General features: G+C 62.8%; 16 protein-coding genes. 8 read left to right on the forward strand and 8 right to left on the reverse strand.

The features are described 5' to 3' along the window. Window positions 1–47: 47 nt before the first annotated feature. The 4 genes from FYB92_RS06570 to gpmI form a co-directional block, all read right to left on the reverse strand. The gene (locus tag FYB92_RS06570; protein ID WP_075596061.1) at window positions 48–560 is read right to left on the reverse strand and encodes an RNA pyrophosphohydrolase; all 513 of its coding nucleotides are present in this window, start codon (window positions 558–560) and stop codon (window positions 48–50) included. Continuing rightward, complete coding sequence (locus FYB92_RS06575; RefSeq protein ID WP_281649463.1) at window positions 557–2,173, reverse strand: S41 family peptidase; 1,617 nt, start codon at window positions 2,171–2,173, stop codon at window positions 557–559. The genes FYB92_RS06570 and FYB92_RS06575 overlap by 4 nt, the downstream gene beginning before the upstream one ends. A gap of 149 nt (window positions 2,174–2,322) precedes the next feature. Further along, window positions 2,323–3,648, reverse strand: a complete 1,326-nt coding sequence (locus FYB92_RS06580) for a peptidoglycan DD-metalloendopeptidase family protein (RefSeq protein WP_332828373.1) — start codon at window positions 3,646–3,648, stop codon at window positions 2,323–2,325. 41 nt (window positions 3,649–3,689) lie between these two features. Beyond that, window positions 3,690–5,243, reverse strand: coding sequence for a 2,3-bisphosphoglycerate-independent phosphoglycerate mutase (gpmI, locus tag FYB92_RS06585; RefSeq protein WP_332828374.1), 1,554 nt, complete (start codon window positions 5,241–5,243; stop codon window positions 3,690–3,692). An 87-nt stretch (window positions 5,244–5,330) separates the two neighbouring features. Between gpmI and msrB the strand changes: the two genes are divergently transcribed. Both msrB and upp read left to right on the forward strand, forming a co-directional pair. Next, the gene (gene msrB, locus FYB92_RS06590) at window positions 5,331–5,741 is read left to right on the forward strand and encodes a peptide-methionine (R)-S-oxide reductase MsrB (protein WP_332828375.1); all 411 of its coding nucleotides are present in this window, start codon (window positions 5,331–5,333) and stop codon (window positions 5,739–5,741) included. Then, window positions 5,738–6,385, forward strand: coding sequence for a uracil phosphoribosyltransferase (gene upp / locus FYB92_RS06595; RefSeq protein ID WP_003621011.1), 648 nt, complete (start codon window positions 5,738–5,740; stop codon window positions 6,383–6,385). Before msrB ends, upp begins: the two co-directional genes overlap by 4 nt. Before the next feature lie 547 nt (window positions 6,386–6,932). Here upp and FYB92_RS06600 read toward each other — a convergent pair. From FYB92_RS06600 to carA, 4 genes are all read right to left on the reverse strand, one after another. Further along, on the reverse strand, window positions 6,933–8,129 hold the full coding sequence (locus FYB92_RS06600) for a threonine ammonia-lyase (protein WP_003621010.1): 1,197 nt from the start codon (window positions 8,127–8,129) through the stop codon (window positions 6,933–6,935). 10 nt (window positions 8,130–8,139) lie between these two features. Then, window positions 8,140–8,613 (reverse strand): transcription elongation factor GreA, encoded by a 474-nt coding sequence (gene greA, locus FYB92_RS06605; RefSeq protein ID WP_003621009.1) that lies wholly within the window; start codon window positions 8,611–8,613, stop codon window positions 8,140–8,142. Window positions 8,614–8,745: 132 nt separating this feature from the next. Next, on the reverse strand, window positions 8,746–12,003 hold the full coding sequence (gene carB, locus FYB92_RS06610; protein WP_062809133.1) for a carbamoyl-phosphate synthase large subunit: 3,258 nt from the start codon (window positions 12,001–12,003) through the stop codon (window positions 8,746–8,748). A gap of 13 nt (window positions 12,004–12,016) precedes the next feature. Beyond that, entirely contained in the window at window positions 12,017–13,417 is a 1,401-nt protein-coding gene (gene carA / locus FYB92_RS06615) for a glutamine-hydrolyzing carbamoyl-phosphate synthase small subunit (protein ID WP_332828376.1), read from the reverse strand. A 154-nt stretch (window positions 13,418–13,571) separates the two neighbouring features. Between carA and FYB92_RS06620 the strand changes: the two genes are divergently transcribed. The 6 genes from FYB92_RS06620 to FYB92_RS06645 all read left to right on the forward strand — a co-directional run bounded on the left by FYB92_RS06620 (window position 13,572) and on the right by FYB92_RS06645 (window position 19,578). Continuing rightward, window positions 13,572–14,033: a GatB/YqeY domain-containing protein gene (locus FYB92_RS06620; protein ID WP_062809131.1), complete on the forward strand. Its 462-nt coding sequence runs from the start codon at window positions 13,572–13,574 to the stop codon at window positions 14,031–14,033. A 14-nt stretch (window positions 14,034–14,047) separates the two neighbouring features. Beyond that, window positions 14,048–15,922, forward strand: coding sequence for a DNA primase (gene dnaG, locus FYB92_RS06625; protein ID WP_332828377.1), 1,875 nt, complete (start codon window positions 14,048–14,050; stop codon window positions 15,920–15,922). A 234-nt stretch (window positions 15,923–16,156) separates the two neighbouring features. Beyond that, on the forward strand, window positions 16,157–18,136 hold the full coding sequence (rpoD, locus tag FYB92_RS06630) for an RNA polymerase sigma factor RpoD (RefSeq protein WP_003620998.1): 1,980 nt from the start codon (window positions 16,157–16,159) through the stop codon (window positions 18,134–18,136). A 31-nt stretch (window positions 18,137–18,167) separates the two neighbouring features. Next, complete coding sequence (locus FYB92_RS06635; protein ID WP_075596066.1) at window positions 18,168–18,716, forward strand: GNAT family N-acetyltransferase; 549 nt, start codon at window positions 18,168–18,170, stop codon at window positions 18,714–18,716. Between the two features lie 264 nt (window positions 18,717–18,980). Then, complete coding sequence (locus FYB92_RS06640) at window positions 18,981–19,430, forward strand: hypothetical protein (RefSeq protein ID WP_332828378.1); 450 nt, start codon at window positions 18,981–18,983, stop codon at window positions 19,428–19,430. A 10-nt stretch (window positions 19,431–19,440) separates the two neighbouring features. After that, window positions 19,441–19,578, forward strand: coding sequence for a hypothetical protein (locus tag FYB92_RS06645; protein ID WP_332828379.1), 138 nt, complete (start codon window positions 19,441–19,443; stop codon window positions 19,576–19,578). The last annotated feature ends 13 nt before the right edge of the window (window positions 19,579–19,591 follow it).

The following is a 19,591-nucleotide window of genomic DNA, read 5'->3' on the forward strand; positions in this document are numbered from 1 at the left end:
CTGCCTGAAAGCTTATATGGTTTTCCCGCAGGTCTGTTCCACAGGACCTATGCCCCAGCCGGTTTGGCGAAACGGCTGAATTCCTGCATGACCTGATCATAGACCGACCGTTTGAAACCGACATTAAGCCGTGACATGTCGCAAGCAGGCACCCATTGCCACATGTCGAATTCGGCCGGCAGATGCGTGTCGAGGCGTATATCGCCATCGTGTCCTGCAAAGCGCAGGGCAAACCATTTCTGTGTCTGTCCCCGGAATCGACCGCCAAGTGCCTTGCCAATCAGGTGATCGGGCAGGTCATAGCTGATCCACTGCGGATATTCGCCAATAATGGTGGCGTGATCGGTACCGATTTCTTCCATCAGTTCGCGCATCACCGCCTGTCGTGGGGTTTCACCGTCATCAATGCCCCCCTGCGGACATTGCCATACACCCTCTGTAACGGGACCACCTGCGCCGGGCATGTCGGTGCGACGCGCCATCAGCACTTCGCCCCGTGCGTTGAACAGCATGGCCCCCACATTGGGACGATAGGGCAGGTCGGATTTATTGATGCTCATGGATGTGCGGGCACGGAAGGTGTGGCAGGCGGCGTGGCCGGTGCAACAGGGGCGGAGGGCGTTGCCGGTGCTGCTGGCGTGGGTGCTGCTGGCGTGGTTGGGGCCGTGGCGGGGGCCGCAGGCGTGACCGGTGCCTGCTGTTCCGCAGGTGCCGCTTTGGCGCCGGGTTTGGCCTGTGTCGTCGGGGTGTTGACCGTGGTGGGTGCTGCCGCATTGGCCTTGGTGGTATCGGGTGTAACCGGCAGGCCAGCCATCGCATGAACGACCTTCAGGCCCTCTTGCAACTGAAAGTCGGTCGTCGGCTTGGTCGGATCGTAATCGGGCCACCCGGCGGGTGGTTCATGCGGCAGGGTCTTGGCGATGGCGGGCAGGTCGGTGCGGGTCGGGGCCTGCGCCGTGTTGCCACCGCTGTTCTTGATGATATGCGCCAGGTCCGCCTCGCGGATGCTGTAGCTGTCATCGTCGCGGCTTTCCTTGACCACGATATCGGGCATGATGCCCAACCCCTGGATGGAGCGGCCGGACGGCGTGTAATAGCGCGCGGTGGTCAGGCGGATCGCCCCTTCACCGGGGATCGGCAGGATGGTTTGCACTGATCCCTTGCCGAACGTCTTTTCCCCCACCAGCACGGCGCGGTGATGGTCCTGCAGCGCACCGGCGACGATTTCACTGGCGGAAGCAGAGCCACCATTGATCAGAACCACGATCGGCAGTCCGTTGGTGATGTCCACGTTATGGGCATCCCAGCGCTGGCTGTCCTGCGGGTGGCGCGCACGGGTGGAGACGATTTCGCCATTCTTGATGAAATCGCCGCCAACGTCGATGGCCTGCGTCAGCAGCCCGCCAGGGTCGGAACGCAGGTCGATGATCAGGCCATTAAGCTTGCCATGTGTCTGGGCCTGCAGCTTTTTGTAGGCATCCACCAATCCGCGCTGCGTTTCCTCATTGAACTGGGCAATGCGGATATAGCCGGTGGATTCATACAGCGCCGACTTGATGACCTGCAGCGGTATGATCGCGCGCGTCAGGGTCACGATGATCGGTTTGGGCGTCTTTTCACGGATCAGCGTCAGGGTAATGCGCGTATCGGGTTTGCCACGCATGCGGGTGACGACCTGATCGAGCGGCTGCCCGTCGATGTTCTTGCCGTCGATGGCGACGATGAAGTCACCCGGCCGGATACCTGCCCGGGCCGCGGGCGTGTTGTCCACGGGGGAGACGACGCGCACATGCCCGTCTTCGCCCTGCACCTCCAGCCCGAGGCCACCGAACGTGCCCTTTGTCTGGACCTGCAGGTCGGAAAACTGTTTTTCCGTCATGTAGGAACTGTGCGGGTCCAGCCCGCTGAGCATGCCATTGAGCGCATTGGTGATCAGGTCGCGCGTGGAGACGGGTTCGACGTAGTTTGCCTTCACTTTTTCCAGCACATAGCCGAACAGGAACATAAGCTGTTCGATTTCGTGCGGGGAATTATCCTTGGGTGACGGGCTGTCCGCATGGGCGATGGATGTCAGGTCAAGCCACCGCCCGCCCGAATGAAAGGCGATCTGTGGACCTGCCGCGATGCCAGCAAGAAAGGCGCAACCAAGCAGCAGGCCATTACGGAACTTCATGCGTCGTCGTCTCCTGAATGGCCATCCGCGCATCGGCTTCTGGCCTGCATATGGTGATCTGCCCCATACAGGGGGGAGCGATCATCGTCCGTCGTCGGTCGCACATCTTATACCGAACTTGGCGCACACGGAAACCGTGTAAACCAATTCTACAGATAGGGCGCGGGGTTAACGGTGCTGCCGCCGCGCCGCAACTGTACAAACAGGGTGGGGCGCGCCTGCGTGCCCGACCATGCGGGCATCTGTCCCACCGGTGCGCCCTTGACGATCTGTTGGCCGGGGGCGACGGCCATGTCCCCGATTCCGGCAAGGACAAAGCGGTAATGCTGTCCGCAGTTGAGGATCATCATCTGTCCGTAGGAGCGGAAGGGGCCTGCGAAATCGATTCGCCCGCTGCATGGTGCGCGCACCGTCGCACGCGATGGCGGGGCATAGGTCACGCCGCTGGCCGGGCCACTTTCGGTGGATTGGCCCCAACCTGTGACGATGTTGCCGGGCACGGGCGCCCCCGCGCCCCCGGGACGTGTCGTGTTGACGCCCGGGCCGGGACCGGCGGCAAGCGCGCGGGCACGGGCGCGTGTGGCCTCGGCTTCCTGCGTGCGGTGGGCGCGCTCGGCTTCTTGTGCCGCACGTTCAAGGTTGGCCTGCGCCGTACGTTCCACCTCTTCGATGCGGCTGATGGCGTCCTGTACGCTCGATGCCCGGCGGGCGGCATCCTCCACCTGCTGGGTTGCGTTGCGTACGGCGGCATTGGACTGCTTTTGCGCCTCCAATGCCGCATGGGCGGAGCGGTTGACACTGTCGCGCTGGCTTTCTTGCTGTGCCAGCAACTGCGCCATGCGCCCCTTCTGCTGCGCCAGTTCGGTATCAAGCTGCGTCAGGCGGGCGCGACGGTCATGGATCTGTTGTGCCTGTTGGGCAATGCGTGTCATCAACCCACGCATGACCAGCAGCCCCGTTACCGCGCGATCAGCAGGCAGCGGCACCGCCAGCAGCGTGTCGGCGGGATAGAGGGAAAGGCGTTCGACCACCGGCAGCAGGGGCGTCATTGCCGCGACCTCCTGCGCCAGGGCGTGGCGCAGGGTGTCCTGTTCGGTGTGCAGGGCGGCGATCCTGCTGTCGAGGTCGGCCGTATCCTGCTCCGTACGTTGCAGGCGCGCCGTGGCGTCCACGGTGGCGGCAGACAGTTCGGTGGCACGCGCGGCGTCACGCTGGGCCTGTGCCTCGGCGTCGTGCTGGGCCTTCACGCGGGCCTGCATTTCCGCGCCCTGCTGTTTTTCACGTGCCAGCAGCGCCGCGCGTTCCGCGCGGGCATTCTCGATCTGGCGACGGATGGTCTGGGTCTCATGCCCCTGGGGTGCCGCACTGGCGCCCGCATGGGACCGGGATGGCGTATGGGGCGTATGGGATGCCAACGGGGCCGCGATGGAGGCAGGCATGGTGGCCTGCGCGATGGCAAGCCACATTACCCCCATGCAGGCGCCGCGACGCAGCGTGATGGCGTAAAGCGGACCCGTCAGGATGGCGTGGGCCCATCCATCAGGGATCGTCCCGTCATCGCCGCCGGCTGCGTCAGGCCCATCAGTTCAAGCAGCGTGGGCGCAAGGTCCGCCAGCCGACCGTCATGCACATGCGCGCCCGCCACCCCATGCAGCACCACCGGTACGACGTTGAGGGTATGGGCCGTGTGTGGCCCCTGTGTTTCCGGGTCGAACATGGTTTCGGCGTTACCGTGGTCCGCCGTGACCAGCAGCGCACCACCCGCGCGGTCGATGGCCGCTACGATGCGGCCAAGGCCGGTGTCCACGGCCTCCACCGCCTTGATGGCGGCAGCCAGCACACCGGTATGGCCCACCATGTCGGGATTGGCGAAATTCAGGACGATCAGGTCGTATTCGCCGCTGTCGATCGCCTCCACCGCGCGTTGTGTCAGTTCGGGGGCCGACATTTCGGGTTGCAGGTCATAGGTCGCGACCTTGGGGGAGGGAACCATGATCCGGTCTTCGCCAGGCAGTTCCGCCTCGCGCCCGCCATTGAGGAAATAGGTGACGTGGGGATATTTTTCCGTCTCTGCCATGCGAAGCTGCCTGCGCCCTGCGGCCGACACCACATCGCCCAGCAGGTCGCGCAGTTCCTGGGGGGGGAACAGGATGGAAATCAGCTGCGCCAGCCGGTCGGAATAATGCGTCATGCCAAGGACGGCGGCGAAGTGGATGACGCGTTTGCGGTGGAACCCCTCAAACCCCTGTTCAAGCAGCGCGTCGAGCAACTGACGGATGCGATCGGCGCGGAAGTTGAATGATACGATCCCGTCGCCATCCTTCATGCCCTGATAATCGCCAATGACGGTGGGCTCGATGAACTCGTCCGTGGTACCTTTGGCATAGGACGCTTCCAACACCGCATCGGCGCTGGCGGCGTGCGGTCCGTGGGCTGCGGTGATGACGTCATAGACCTTTTGCACGCGGTCCCACCGCCGGTCACGGTCCATGGCGTAATACCGGCCCGAAATGCTGGCGACATGCGCAAGGGGCGGCAGGTTGCGCAACAGGTACGCCACATAATCGCGGCCCGAATGCGGGGCGGTGTCGCGCCCGTCGCTGAAGATATGCAGTGCGACGGGAATCCCTTCCGCACAGATGATCTTCGCCAGTGCGATGGCGTGATCCTGATGCGAATGCACTCCCCCGTTGGACACCAGGCCCATCAGGTGGCAGGTGCCACCGCTTTTCTTCAGCGCGGCAAGGAAATCGCGCATGACCGGTGCCTGTGCCGCGCTGCCATCGCGCAGGGCGGCGCTGATGCGTGGCAGTTCCTGCATAACGACGCGGCCCGCACCGATATTGAGGTGCCCGACCTCAGAATTGCCCATCTGTCCTTCCGGCAGGCCGACATCCTCCCCACATGTGCGCAGGAACGCGTGCGGGTCGTGGCCCCACAGCCGGTCGAAGGTCGGGGTGTCGGCTGCGGCGACGGCGTTGTCTGCCGTATCATCGCGCCAGCCGAAACCGTCGAGGATCGCCAGCATGACGGGACGGCGGGGGCTGTGGGTGGGTGCATGGGTGGGCATGGGTTGTTCCTCTCCCTTATTTTGTCGCCCATAATGCCCTAAATGACTTCCGTGCGGAATGCCTGCCGATGGCATTATGAAAGGAAAATGACGATGGACCAGACACAGCGCAGCCCGGGAGGCTGTGGTGGCCTGACCCCGGAACAGGTGCGTGTCCTGCGTGAACACGGGACCGAACGGCCGGGTTCCAGCCCGCTGAACGATGAAAAACGTCCCGGTGAATATCGCTGTGCGGGATGTGGTGCGCCGCTTTTTTCCTCAACGGCCAAGTATGACAGCGGCAGCGGCTGGCCCTCCTTTATGCAGTCATTGCCCGGCGCGGTTGCAACGACCACCGACACCAGCCATGGCATGACCCGGACAGAGGTTCATTGCTCGCGGTGCAATGGCCATCTGGGCCATGTCTTTCCCGACGGGCCGCCGCCCACCGGGCTGCGTTACTGCATGAACGGCATCGTACTGCAATTCGTTGCGCGTGATGGTGGGGTGGGGGCATGACGGATTTCGCACATGATCCCGGAATCGTAATCGTCACGCACCCGCTGGCGCAGCACAAACTGACGCTGATGCGTGACGTACGGACTTCGACGGGGGAGTTCCGCACCCTGGCGCGCGAACTCAGCGTCCTGCTGGGGTATGAGGCGATGCGCGACCTGCCGCTGGAGGACGTGGAAATCGAAACCCCGCTGGAGCGCATGCAGGCACCCCGCCTTGCGGGCAAGAAACTCTGTCTTGTCTCCATCCTGCGGGCGGGGAACGGGATACTGGATGGGATGCTCGACCTCGTGCCATCGGCGCGTATCGGTCATATCGGCCTGTTCCGCGATCCCGATACGCTGGAGCCGGTGGAATATTACCTCAAGCTGCCTGATGATATCGGGCGGCGTGTCTGCATCGTGGTCGACCCGATGCTGGCGACGGGCCATAGTGCCGCCGCCGCCATTGCGCGCCTGAAACAGGCGGGGGCGGATACGATCGTGTTTGTCTGCCTGCTTGCCGCACCACAGGGTATCGCCTGCCTGCGCGCGGCACATCCCGATGTGCGGATCGTCACATGCGCAATCGACCGCGAACTTGACGATCATGGCTATATCCGGCCGGGCCTGGGGGATGCAGGGGATCGCCTGTTCGGTACGAAATAAGAAACGATGCCCGGCCCCTGTTCCAACATAACCTGTCCCGACATGACAGGAGGGGGCTGGCGCATTGGGCGGCTGTCAAAAAGTCTCTGCAAACCGTTTGAAAGACCCCGTTGATAAATAATAGAAAAAGATTTCTGGTGTTGCCTCTCAATCGAAAAAGGTAATGTCTTTCGAAGCTTTTTGGAAAAAAGCTTCACCAAAAACTTTTATGATTTCAATATTTTATCGGACTTACCTTTTCAAACAGTCTCAAAGCTGCACCGACATTTTTATTGGCCTGAGAGATTGTTTGAAAACAACTCATTGCTAAAAAAGAAAAGTTTTTGGGTGCCGCCTTTTTTCAAAAAGGCGGCGTCTTCTGAAGCTTTTACGAAAAACTTACAAAAAACCTTTATAATTTCAGGATGTCATTGATCCTGACTTTTTAAACGACCTCGTATGGGGGGCGTTCCTGTGGGGGGCAAGGTCCTGCTGTTTCAAAAAAAATGCCGCCCTTGCCAAGGTGGCGGGGCGGCATTCAAAAAAACCTTGGTCTGTTCGCAATCGTTCAGGCGCGGCGCACGATATAGGTTTTTGATAATTCGGCTTCCAGCGCGCGGGAATGTTCGGGGTCGCGGGCCTCGATCATGACCTCCAGTTCGGCTGCCTGCACGCTTGGCGTCGTGAACAGGCGCTGGTGCGAGACCTCGATGATGTTGCCGCCCGCATCACCAATCCTGCGCGAAATATCGGCCAGCACGCCCGGACGGTCGGGAATCTCCATTTTCAGGCACAAAAGCCGCCCATCGCGCAGGAGAGAGCGCAGCAATGTGTTGGCAAGGATGCGGCTGTCGATATTGCCACCCGTGATCGGCAGCGCGACCCGCTTGCCCCGGAACAGTTCGGGATAGGTCAGCACGGCGGCCAGCGCGGTGGCGCCCGCGCCCTCGCTTACCTGCTTGGCGCCTTCGGCCATCAGGGTGATCGCGGTTTCAATTGCGCTTTCCCGGACCGTCAACACGGTGGAAACGTGTTCGCGCAACACCTCCAGCGGTTGCCGCCCGACCTTGAGCACCGCTATCCCCTCGGCAATGGTCGGGCCACCGGGGGGAAGCACCTCATCGCCGGGAAAGCCGGAGAGCGAGGAATAATTTTCCACCTGCACGCCGATGATGTCCATACCCGGACGCAGTGCGCACGCCGTGACCGCACAGCCCGACAGCAGCCCGCCACCGCCGATAGGGCACACGAAGCTTTCAAGTTCGCCGGCATCTTCAAGAAGTTCCAGCGCAAAGGTGCCCTGTCCGGCCATGACCTCCGGGTCGTCATAGGGATGGACGAACACCCGGCCTTCACGTTCGCACAGTTCATTGGCGTGTGCTGTTGCTTCGGCGAAATTGTCGCCATGCAGGACAACGCGCGCGCCCCACGCGGCGGTGCGCGTGACCTTGGCCACCGGGGTGAAGCGCGGCATGACGATCACCGCGTCGATCCCCAGCAGGGATGCGTGTCGCGCCACGCCCTGTGCATGGTTTCCGGCGGATACCGTGATCACGCCACGCCTGCGCTCGCTCTCGTCAAGGAGTGCGAGCTTGTTGGCCGCGCCGCGTTCCTTGAAGGAGCCCACGGCCTGCAGGTTGTCGAGTTTGAGCACGATCTCCGCGCCCGTCGCCCGCGAAAGCGCCTGCGACGGAAGGGTCGGGGTGCGCAGGACGCGTCCCTCGATCCGCCGTGCGGCGGCGCGGATATCGTCGAATGTGATCACGTTTTTCGCCTCAGCCGTACGTGACGGCCAGTATTTCATAAGTGCGGTCGCCGCCGGGGGCGGGAACGGACACGGTGTCGCCCACGCTCTTGCCGATCAGTGACTTGGCCAGCGGTGAGGAAACCGAAAGCAGCCCCTGCTTGATGTCGGCTTCATACACGCCAACGATCTGGTACGTCGCTTCCTTGTCGGTTTCCTCGTCCACAAGGTGAACGCGCGCGCCGAATTTCACCTGGTCGCCGGACAGGGATGCAGGGTCGATCACCTCTGCCGAGGAGACGATTTCCTCAAGTTCGAGGATACGGCCTTCGGTAAAGGACTGGCGTTCGCGTGCCGCGTGGTATTCGGCATTTTCCGACAGGTCGCCGTGGCTGCGTGCCTCGGCGATGGCCCGTATGATGGCCGGGCGTTCTTCACTCTTGAGCTTGCGAAGTTCATCTTCGAGCCGTTGCAGGCCTGGGCCTGTCATCGGAAATTTCTGCAAGGTGTATCCCCGGGGGTGAATGTCAGCGTTAGAGGCTGACGGATGGTGTGGTCATGGCGGACGCCCGCATGAAACGACCCCCGCCACCCGCACGGCCGTGGGCCGACGGGATGGCAGGGGCATGCATGGCGTTCAGTACGATCCTTTAAAATAGGATTGAAGTGGCGCGACTTCAAGAACTCCATCACGCATCGCGGCAATCGCATAGGTTGCGGCCCGTGCGCCCGCGATGGTGGTGTAATGCGGGATGCCATGCGTCAGGGCGGAACGGCGGATGTCAAAGCTGTCGGCCACCGCCTGCGCGCCCTGTGCGGTGTTGATGACCATCTGGATTTCGCCCGAACGGATCGCATCGACGCAGTTGGGACGTCCCTCCAGCACCTTGTTGATCACGCGCACCTCCACCCCGGCTTCGCGCAGGCATTGGGCGGTGCCGCGTGTCGCGACCACATTGAACCCCATATCCGCCAGGCGACGGCCCAGCGATTTGACGGCGGCCTTGTCACTGTCGCGCACCGACACGAACACTTCCCCCGACAGGGGCAGGCGCACACCGGCGGCAAGCTGCGACTTGGCGAACGCACGCTCGAAGGAGGCATCAAGGCCCATGACCTCCCCGGTGGAGCGCATTTCCGGCCCGAGGATCGTATCGACATCAGGGAAACGGTTGAACGGGAACACCGCTTCCTTCACCGCGACATGCGGGGCCACCGCCTGGTCATCAAGGCGGAATTCCGACAGGCGGGCACCCGCCATGACGCGCGCGCCGATCTTGGCGACGGGCACGCCCGTGGCCTTGGCGACGAATGGCACGGTGCGCGACGCGCGGGGATTGACCTCCAGCACGAAGATGTCGTGGCCCTTGATCGCGTACTGCACGTTCATCAGCCCGACAATGCCCAGTTCGCGTGCCATGGCCTCCGTCTGTGCCTTCAGTTCGGTGACGATGGCGGGCGACAGGGTATAGGGCGGCAGCGAACACGCACTGTCACCCGAATGGATGCCTGCTTCCTCGATATGTTCCATCACACCGGCGACATAGACATCGGTGCCATCGGCGATGCAGTCCACATCGGCCTCGATCGCGTCATTGAGGTAACGGTCGATCAGGACCGGCCCGGACGCCACGTCATGCCCCGCAAGCTGGAGGGCGACGCGCATGTAGCGTTGCAGGCTGGCGCGGTCATGCACGATTTCCATCGCCCGTCCGCCAAGCACGTAGGAGGGGCGTACCACGACGGGGTACCCGATCCGGTCAGCCACGTCCTCGGCCTCGGTCGGGGAGCGCGCGATGCCGTTTTCGGGCTGGCGCAGGCCAACCTTGTGCAGCATCGCCTGGAAACGTTCGCGGTCCTCCGCCCTGTCGATCGCATCAGCAGGCGTGCCAAGCAGCGCGATGCCCGCCATCTCCAGCGCATGCGACAGCTTCAGCGGCGTCTGGCCACCATATTGCACGATGCAGCCCAGGACCGTGCCATTTTCCTGTTCGCGACGGATCAGGGCAATCACGTCCTCGGCCGTCAGGGGTTCGAAATACAGCCGGTCGGACGTGTCGTAATCGGTGGATACGGTTTCGGGGTTACAGTTGACCATGATGGTCTCGAACCCTGCTTCGCGCAGGGCATAGGCCGCATGCACACAGCAATAATCGAATTCGATCCCCTGTCCGATGCGGTTGGGGCCACCGCCAAGGATGACGATCTTGCGGCGGTCGGTCGGGTCGCTTTCGCATTCAGGCGTGCCAAAGCCCCCTTCGTATGTGGAATACATATACGGCGTGGGGGACGCGAACTCGCCCGCGCAGGTGTCGATCCGCTTGTAAACCGGATTTACGCCCAGGCGCGTGCGCAGTTCGAGGATTTCTGCCGCCGACGTGCCCGACAGCCGACCGAGCTGCACGTCAGAGAAACCAAGGCTTTTAAGCGCACGCATCCGGTCTGCGTCACGCGGCAGGCCATCACGCACGATGGCATGTTCGGCTGCGATGATTTTTTGCAGTTCACGCAGGAACCATGGTTCGAACTTGCAGGCATCGTGGATGTCTTCGACACTCAGGCCCGCGCGCAGGGCCTGCGCCGCCATCAGGATGCGTTCGGGGCGCGGCTGCGACAGGGCGGCGCGGAAGGCGTCCGGCCCGCCATCGCCCGGCGCGTCCACGGGGTCGAGGCCGGCAAGCCCGATTTCCATCGAACGCAGGCCCTTTTGCATCGCTTCGGGGAAGGAGCGGCCAATGGCCATCGCCTCGCCCACGGACTTCATGCTTGTGGACAGCAGGGCCGGGGTGCCGGGGAATTTTTCGAACGTGAAACGGGGGATCTTGACGACGACGTAATCAATCGTCGGCTCGAACGAGGCCGGGGTGCTGCCGCCGGTGATATCGTTGGCAAGTTCGTCGAGCGTATAGCCCACCGCAAGCTTCGCCGCGATCTTGGCGATGGGGAAGCCCGTTGCCTTGGACGCCAGCGCGGAAGAGCGCGAGACGCGGGGGTTCATCTCGATCACGACCATGCGGCCATCGGCGGGATTGATGCCGAACTGCACGTTCGACCCGCCGGTTTCCACCCCGATCTTGCGCAGGCACGCCAGCGAGGCGTCGCGCATGCGCTGATATTCCTTGTCCGTCAGCGTCAGCGCCGGGGCCACGGTGATGGAATCGCCCGTATGCACGCCCATCGGGTCGATATTTTCGATGGAGCAGATGATGATGCAGTTGTCGGCCGTGTCGCGCACGACCTCCATCTCGTATTCTTTCCAGCCGAGGACGGATTCCTCGATCAGCACCTCGGTCGTGGGGGACGCATCAAGGCCGGAGGTGACGATGCGGTCGAATTCCTCGCGGTTATAGGCGATGCCCCCGCCCGAACCGCCCATGGTAAAGGACGGGCGGATGACCGACGGCAGGCCCACCTGCTTCAGGGCTTCACGCGCTTCGGCCAGGGTATGGGCGATGACGCTGCGTGGGCTTTCGATGCCGATGGCGTCCATGGCCTCGCGGAATTTCTGCCGGTCCTCGGCACGGTCGATCACCTCGGCATTCGCGCCGATCAGCTCGACATTATGCGTCTTGAGGAAGCCTGACTTGTCGAGCGCCATGGCAGTGTTCAGCGCGGTCTGCCCGCCCATGGTCGGCAAGATGGCGTCGGGCTTTTCACGCGCGATGATGCGTTCGACGAATTCCGGGGTGATCGGTTCGATATAGGTCGCATCCGCAAGGCCCGGATCGGTCATGATCGTCGCCGGGTTGGAATTGACGAGGATGACGCGATAACCCTCTTCCTTCAGCGCCTTGCAGGCCTGCGCGCCGGAATAGTCGAATTCGCACGCCTGGCCGATCACGATCGGGCCTGCGCCGATAATCAGGATGGAGCTGATATCTGTCCGTTTGGGCATGTCGATACGGCTTTCAGGCGGTGTGGGAAAGGGAGTCGATCAGGGCGACGAAACGGTCGAACAGGTAACGGCTGTCCGATGGGCCAGGGCTGGATTCGGGATGGTACTGCACCGAAAACGCGGGATGGCGGTCGGAGGCGATACCTTCGTTCGATCCATCGAACAGGCTGATATGCGTTGCGCGCACGCCCGCGGGCAGGGATTTGTCATCGACCGCGAAACCGTGGTTCTGGCTGGTGATTTCCACCTTGCCCGTCGCGAGGTCCTTGACGGGCTGGTTTGCGCCGCGATGCCCACGCTCCAGCTTATAGGTCTTTGCCCCCAGCGTCAGGGCAAGCAGCTGATGACCAAGGCAGATGCCGAACACCGGCTTGCCCGCGTCAAGCACGCCGCGGATTGCCGGGACGGCATAGGACGCGGTGGCCGCCGGGTCGCCCGGGCCATTGGACAGGAACACGCCCGCCGGGTCGTGCGACAGGATGTCGTCGGCCGTGGCGGTGGCGGGCACGACGATGACCTCGCACCCGGCAGAGGACAGGCAGCGCAGGATGTTGCGCTTTGCCCCGTAATCGACGGCGACGACGCGGCGGCGCTTTGCGGGCAGGGGCGTGGTGCCGTGCGGCCACTGCCACACACCTTCGTCCCAGGCATAGGCCTGCGTGCAGGTGACTTCGCGGGCCAGGTCCATGCCCTCCAGCCCCGGCCATGCGCGGGCCTGCGCCTGCAGGGCGGCAATGTCGATGTTGCCGTCGGCGGGATAGGCGACGATGGCCGTTTGCGGGCCGTCATCACGGATGCGGCGTGTGATCGCGCGGGTGTCGATGCCGCAGATGCCCGGGATGGCGCGTGCCTTCAGCCAGGCATCAAGCGATTCCGCCGAACGCCAGTTCGCAGGCGCGGTCAGGTCTTCCTTGACCACCAGGGCGCGCGCGGCGATGCGTGCGGCCTCGTCATCTTCGGGCGTGGTGCCGACATTGCCGATATGGGGGAAGGTGAAGGTGATGACCTGCCCCGCAAAGGACGGGTCCGTCAGGGTTTCCTGATAGCCCGTCATGCCGGTGGAGAAGCAGATTTCCCCGATTGCGGACGCGGCTTCGCCATGCGCGCCAAAGCCGCGTCCCCACAGGACGGTGCCATCGGCCAGGATCAGGGCGGCGGTCGCGGCGGGGGGGCGCTCGGCCGGGATGGTCGGGGAGGGCGCGGTCATGGGGGGCTCCGGTCTGTCGGATTCTGTGGCGGGTTGCAGGTCGGACAGGGACAGCCCGGTTTCACGCAGCACAACGGTCCAGTGCTTTGGCGGGATGGCGCGGGCCTGTCGCCATTTGCGCACGGCCTCGGTGCTGACGCCCGTCAGGCGCGCAGCCTGTTCGGGGCCACCAAGGCGTTTTATGATATCTTCTATTGGCATCGGCATCTGGATGATTGTCCCTTCCGGGTCTATTCCCTATCAGCGGACGAAGGGGATGGGAAGAAAATTCCGCCCCATTTCGTTCCGAAGGGAGTGGGAAAAACATTCCCGCAAGGGGCGGCTGTTCCCGTGTCCCCCATCATCAACAGGAGTTTGAACAATGTCCTTGCGCGCACGTTTCACCGAAGACCTCAAGACCGCCATGAAGGCAGGGCAGAGCGAACGTGTCGGCACGATCCGCATGATTACGGCAAAGCTGAAAGACCTCGATATCGCCGGGCGTGCGAAAGGCGAAGACCAGGTAAGCGATGATGCCGTGATCGGCGCATTGCGGGGCATGGTCAAGTCACGCACGGAATCCGCGGCGATGTACCTGCAGGGCGGTCGCCCCGAGCTTGCGGAAAAGGAAGAGGCGGAAATCGCGCTGATCCGTACCTATCTGCCCGCCGACCTTGACGAAGCGACGATCGAGGCGGCCGCGCGTGAGGCGATCGAACGCACGGATGCGACCTCCATGAAGGATATGGGCCGTGTCATGGCGGCGCTGAAGACGCAGTTCGGCAGTGCGCTTGATGCCGCGATCGCAAGTTCGGTGGTCAAGTCCGTGCTGTCCGCACGCTGAAGGCATAGCCATCCATGGCGTTCGACCCCGCGTTCCTTGATGAACTGCGTGCGCGCACCCCGATCACATCGGTGATCGGGCGGCGCACGAAGCTCGTGCGTTCGGGCCGGAACTGGAAGGCATGCTGCCCCTTCCACGGGGAAAAGACGCCATCATTCTATGTCTATGACGATCATTTCCACTGCTTCGGCTGTGGGGTGCATGGCGATGTGATCTCCTTTGTCATGCAAAGCGAGGGCCGTTCCTTCCCTGAGGCGGTGGAGGAACTTGCCACCGCGGCCGGGCTGGAGATGCCGCGCATGGATCGCACCCAGCGCGAGGCCCAGCGCGAGGCGCGCACGCTGGGTGACGTGCTGGAGGCGGTGCAGCAGGCCTGGCGGTTGCGCCTGCACCGGAACGAGGGACGCGAGGGGCTGGCCTATCTGCGTGGTCGTGGCCTGACGGACGAGACGATTGCGGCGTTTGGCCTGGGCTGGTCCGGTGACGGGCGCGGGGGGCTGGTGGCGGAGCTTGCGGCGCAGGACATCACGGCGCCCCTGCTGGCGCAGGCAGGCCTGATGCGCGTGGATGAACATGGGCAGCCGAAAGGCGAGCTGTTCTTCAACCGCGTGACGTTTCCCATCCATGACCGGCGCGGGCGGCTGGTGTCCTTTGGCGGGCGTATCCTTGGCGATGGGCAGCCCAAATACCTCAACGGCCCGGAAACCGCGATTTTTTCCAAGCGTCGCGTCCTGTTCGGCCTTGACCGCGCCCGTGCCGCGGTGCGGGCGCCCCGTGGCGGGGGGCATGTGGCCCCGGCCCCCGAACTGCTGGTGGTGGAGGGGTATATGGATGTCATCGCCCTGCATCAGGCGGGCTTTGCCGGTGCGGTTGCCCCCCTGGGCACGGCGCTGACGTCGGAGCAGATGGAGGCGCTGTGGCAGGTGTCGTCCGCGCCGGTGCTGTGTTTCGATGGCGATGCCGCAGGGCAGCGCGCAGCGGTGAAGGCGGCGGAAACGGCGCTGCCACTGCTCAATGTCGAACGGACCCTGCGCTTTTGCACCCTGCCGGAGGGGGAAGACCCCGACAGCCTGTTGCGTCAGCGCGGCACGGCGGCGATGGCCGCGCTGGTGGAAGGCGCGCGACCGCTGAGCGAAGTCCTGTTCGGATTGCTGAGCGAGGGCACGCGCGATCCCGGCCCGGAGCAGCGCGCGGCCCTGCGCCAGCGCCTGGTGGAGGCTGCGGGCCTGATCCCGGACAAGTCCCTGGCCTCGGAATACCGCTCCACCCTGCTGGACCGTTTTTTCGCCACCTTCCGCCGTCGTCCCGCCATGTCGGGCCGTGGCGGGCGCGGGCAGGGCGCGGCGCCTGCGGCGCGATCGCTGGCGGGGGTGTTGCCGGTGGCGCCGGACCTTGATGCGCAATCGGTGGCGATGGAGCGCATGCGTATCCTGACCGCCATTCTGCTGCGTCATCCCGAGGTGCTGGAGGAGGTGCAGGACGCATATTGTCGCCTGGACATGCCACCTGAACTGTCGGCGTTACGGGCCGTTATGCTCGACATGCTGGCGGATGGGGATGGCAATGCCGATGCGTCCGCGCTGCTGGAGGCGTTAGGTGCGCGCATAGGGGAGGCGAACCTGTCGGACATGCGCGAACGCGTGCTGTCATCGCACCCCCTGCCACTGTCGGCGCAGGAACGCGATGATCTGATGGTGATGGATATACGGCAGGAGTGGTGGCATTTTTACGCGCTTTTGAATGTGGAGCGTTTCGCCGCCGATATCCGCCTTGATACCGAGCGGATGAGTACAGGCCCGATTGATGAACGACAGTGGGAAAGCCTGCGTGTCCGGCTGCTGACGCTGGAGTCGCTGCGGCGGGGCGGGGATATTCCCGATACGCAATGAAGAGACGGTGTTTTTGCGGAAATCAGGGCGTGCCCCTTGACTTCGGGGGGTGAATCGACCACCTGCACCTGTCGAAAGAACTGTATGCGATATAATGGCCGTATTCCTGTTTTCGCCGTATGCGCGGTGTAACGGGAACAGCGGACGCGACACTGTTCCCCCGATGTGGGGAGCCTTGATGTTTCCGCCCGGGTCGGGCGGGCCACAGATTTGCTGGGTAGGGATTGATCGGGCATGGCGACAAAGACAGCCGCGGGAACGGATGCAGCTTCGGGTGATCAGGACAACGACACCACCTTGCTGGATACGCAGTCCGGAGCCGTCAAAAGGCTGATCGCGCGTGGCAAGGAACGGGGCTATATCACCTTTGACGAACTGAATGCCGTCCTGCCGCAGGACCAGATGTCGTCCGAACAGATCGAGGACGTCATGGCGGCCCTGTCGGAGATGGGCATGCAGGTTGTCGAAAATGAAGACAACGACAGCGAGTCCGATGACGCCGCGGCCGAGCCCGAAGCCAAGAGCGAGGAGCCTGCCGAGGGCGACAGCGAAGAACCGGCCGCAGGCAACGTCGATAGCGAAAACCTTGGCCGGACCGATGACCCGGTGCGCATGTACCTGCGCGAAATGGGGTCGGTCGAACTCCTCTCCCGCGAGGGGGAGATCGCGATCGCCAAGCGGATCGAGGCCGGGCGCGATGAAATGATTGGCGGCCTGTGCGAAAGCCCGCTGACGTTCCGCGCCATCATCTCGTGGCATGAACGGCTCAAGGCCGGGGAAATGCTGCTGCGTGACATCGTTGACCTTGAGGCGATGCAGTCCGGCAATGCCGGCCCCGGCGAGGAAACGGAAGAAGGCGAGGAGCCCGCGTCCGAGGACAGCTTCGACTCCGCGACCGATAACGAGGAGTCCGAGGAAGGCGAGGGCGAAGGCGAGGGGGCCGGCCTGTCGCTTTCCGCGCTGGAAGAGAAGCTCAAGCCCGAGATCCTGGAACAGTTCGAGGAGGTGGAGGCCCTGTATGCCCGCCTGCACGAACTTCAGGCCACGCGCCTTGAAAAGTTGACATCCGGCGGTGAAATCTCTGCCGAGGCGGAGGCCGCGTATGAGCAGTTGCGCTGCGAACTGGTGGGCAAGGTGCAGCAGGTCCATCTGCATAACACCCGCATCGAGGTGCTGGTGGAGCATCTGAAAGCCATCTTCCAGCGCCTTAACGGGCTGGAAGGGCGGATGCTGCGTCTTGCCGAAAGCACCAAGGTCTCGCGCGAGGATTTCTTGCTGAAATATCGCGGGCGCGAACTTGACCCGGGCTGGGTGGATGTCGTCTCGGCCCTGCCGGGCAAGGCGTGGAAGAACTTTGTCGCCAAGCATATGGAAACGGTCATCCGCCTGCGTGGGCAGGTGGCGGAACTGACGCAGGAAACGGGGTTGCCTGTCGGGGAATTCCGACGCGTCTATGCCACCGTGTCGCGGGGCGAGCGTGATTCCGCGCGGGCCAAGAAGGAAATGATCGAGGCGAACCTGCGTCTGGTGATTTCGATTGCCAAGAAATACACCAATCGCGGGTTGCAGTTCCTTGACCTGATTCAGGAAGGTAATATCGGCCTGATGAAGGCGGTGGATAAATTCGAATATCGCCGTGGCTACAAGTTCTCCACCTATGCGACCTGGTGGATCCGTCAGGCGATCACGCGTTCCATCGCCGATCAGGCGCGCACGATCCGTATTCCGGTCCATATGATCGAGACGATCAACAAGCTGGTGCGTACATCACGCCAGATGCTGCATGAAATCGGGCGCGAGCCTGCACCGGAAGAGCTGGCGGAAAAGCTGGGCATGCCGCTTGAAAAAGTGCGCAAGGTGCTCAAGATCGCCAAGGAGCCCATCTCCCTTGAAACCCCCATCGGGGACGAGGAAGACAGCCACCTTGGTGACTTCATCGAGGATAAGACGGCGGTCATCCCGCTGGATGCGGCGATCCAGACGAACCTGCGTGAAGCGACGACACGGGTGCTGTCCTCCCTGACCCCACGAGAGGAACGTGTCCTGCGCATGCGTTTTGGCATCGGCATGAACACCGACCATACGCTGGAGGAGGTGGGCCAGCAGTTCAATGTGACCCGCGAACGTATCCGCCAGATCGAGGCCAAGGCCCTGCGCAAGCTCAAGCACCCCAGCCGCAGCCGCAAGCTTCGCTCTTTCCTTGACGATAACTGATCGCATCACAGAACGCGACGTGGGGGATGCGATGACGCGGGTGGCGGTGGATGTGACGTTCCTGTGTATGGATCGTCAGCCCCCCGGTCCCGTGCCTGCATTGCCTGATGGTTATGAGATACGGCGGGAGGTTCATCCCGCCGTATCGCTGTACCGCGATCTGTATAACCGCATCGGGCAGGATTACTGCTGGTGGTTGCGGCGTGTGATGGCGGATACCCAGTTGGCGCGGGTACTGGATGACCCGGCGGTGGGTGTCTATATCCTGCGTGAGCATGGGGAGGTTGCCGGGTTCTTCGAACTCGACGGACGGCAATGCCCTGATATCAACCTGGCCTATTTCGGGCTTCTGCCCCAATGGATCGGGCGTGGGGTTGGGCTGTCCTTCCTGCATGCGGCCATCCGCACGGCATGGGGGCAACGTCCCGCCGCATTGCGGGTCAATACCTGTTCCGCCGACCATCCCCGGGCGCTTCCCAATTATATCCGGGCGGGATTCCGTGTCGTAAGGGTTTTGCGCGAAGTCTGGGACATTCCCGATCATGCCGGCCTGTCTGTGCCCGTAAGCCTGCGGACATAGATCGTCTTCGCCCCGCAGGACAGCCCCCTGCGGGGATGGGATGAACAGCAGGGGGGCTGGATCAGATGCGCCAGATAACCAGGTGGCATCATAAAGGCTGTTGATAAAGCCCGGCCTGCAAGGACATCAGGGAATGCCGCCCCGCCGATTGCCCGAAAGGTGATGTAATCAGGCTTTGGCTCTTGTTTATCAACAGCTTGCTTTCCAAAAATCATCATAGTTAATGTAATTGGAAAATTATTTTCGCATGGCTGTTGTTATGACATGCTGCACGACCAATATCGCCTGAAGAAAAGGGGATATGGTCAGGTGGAATATAATTTTTCCTATTATTCGTTTTGCGGTGTTGATAAGGCAGGTCTGCTGTCGGCGCTTGGTATGCGTGATACAGGCAATGTGGATGCCCACGGACAATTTGACTTTACGATGGCGCAACTGCCGGACCAATGGATCGTCTGCCGCTACAACAATCTTGGCAATCCGCCTGCCGTCATGCGTCAGGCCCTGTCGCTTCATGGGATGCTGATCGCATGCGACGTCCACGAAGGCGAGCATGTCAGTCGCGTGGAATGTTACGAGCAGGGCGAACTGAAATGGTCCATCCTCCATGATGGGGAGGCGGGCGACACGCTTGACCTTCAGGTGGCCGGTATCGTGCCTCCTGAATTCACCGCCTTGCGCAAGGCGGCGTTTTTCCGCACAGCAGAAGGCTGACCACGATGGGGTGACGGCCCATTACATGTACTGGCTGCCCCTCGACTTCGCCGCCAGCCTGAGCGGCTATCGCTATGATCGGGAAACGTTTCCGTGGGGCACCCCCAGCTTTACCGAGATCGAACCGGTGGTCCCGGCCGCAACCTGACCTTTTGCCAGTA

It is taken from the genome of Novacetimonas sp. GS1 (assembly GCF_036686925.1).
Taxonomy (GTDB): domain Bacteria; phylum Pseudomonadota; class Alphaproteobacteria; order Acetobacterales; family Acetobacteraceae; genus Novacetimonas; species Novacetimonas hansenii.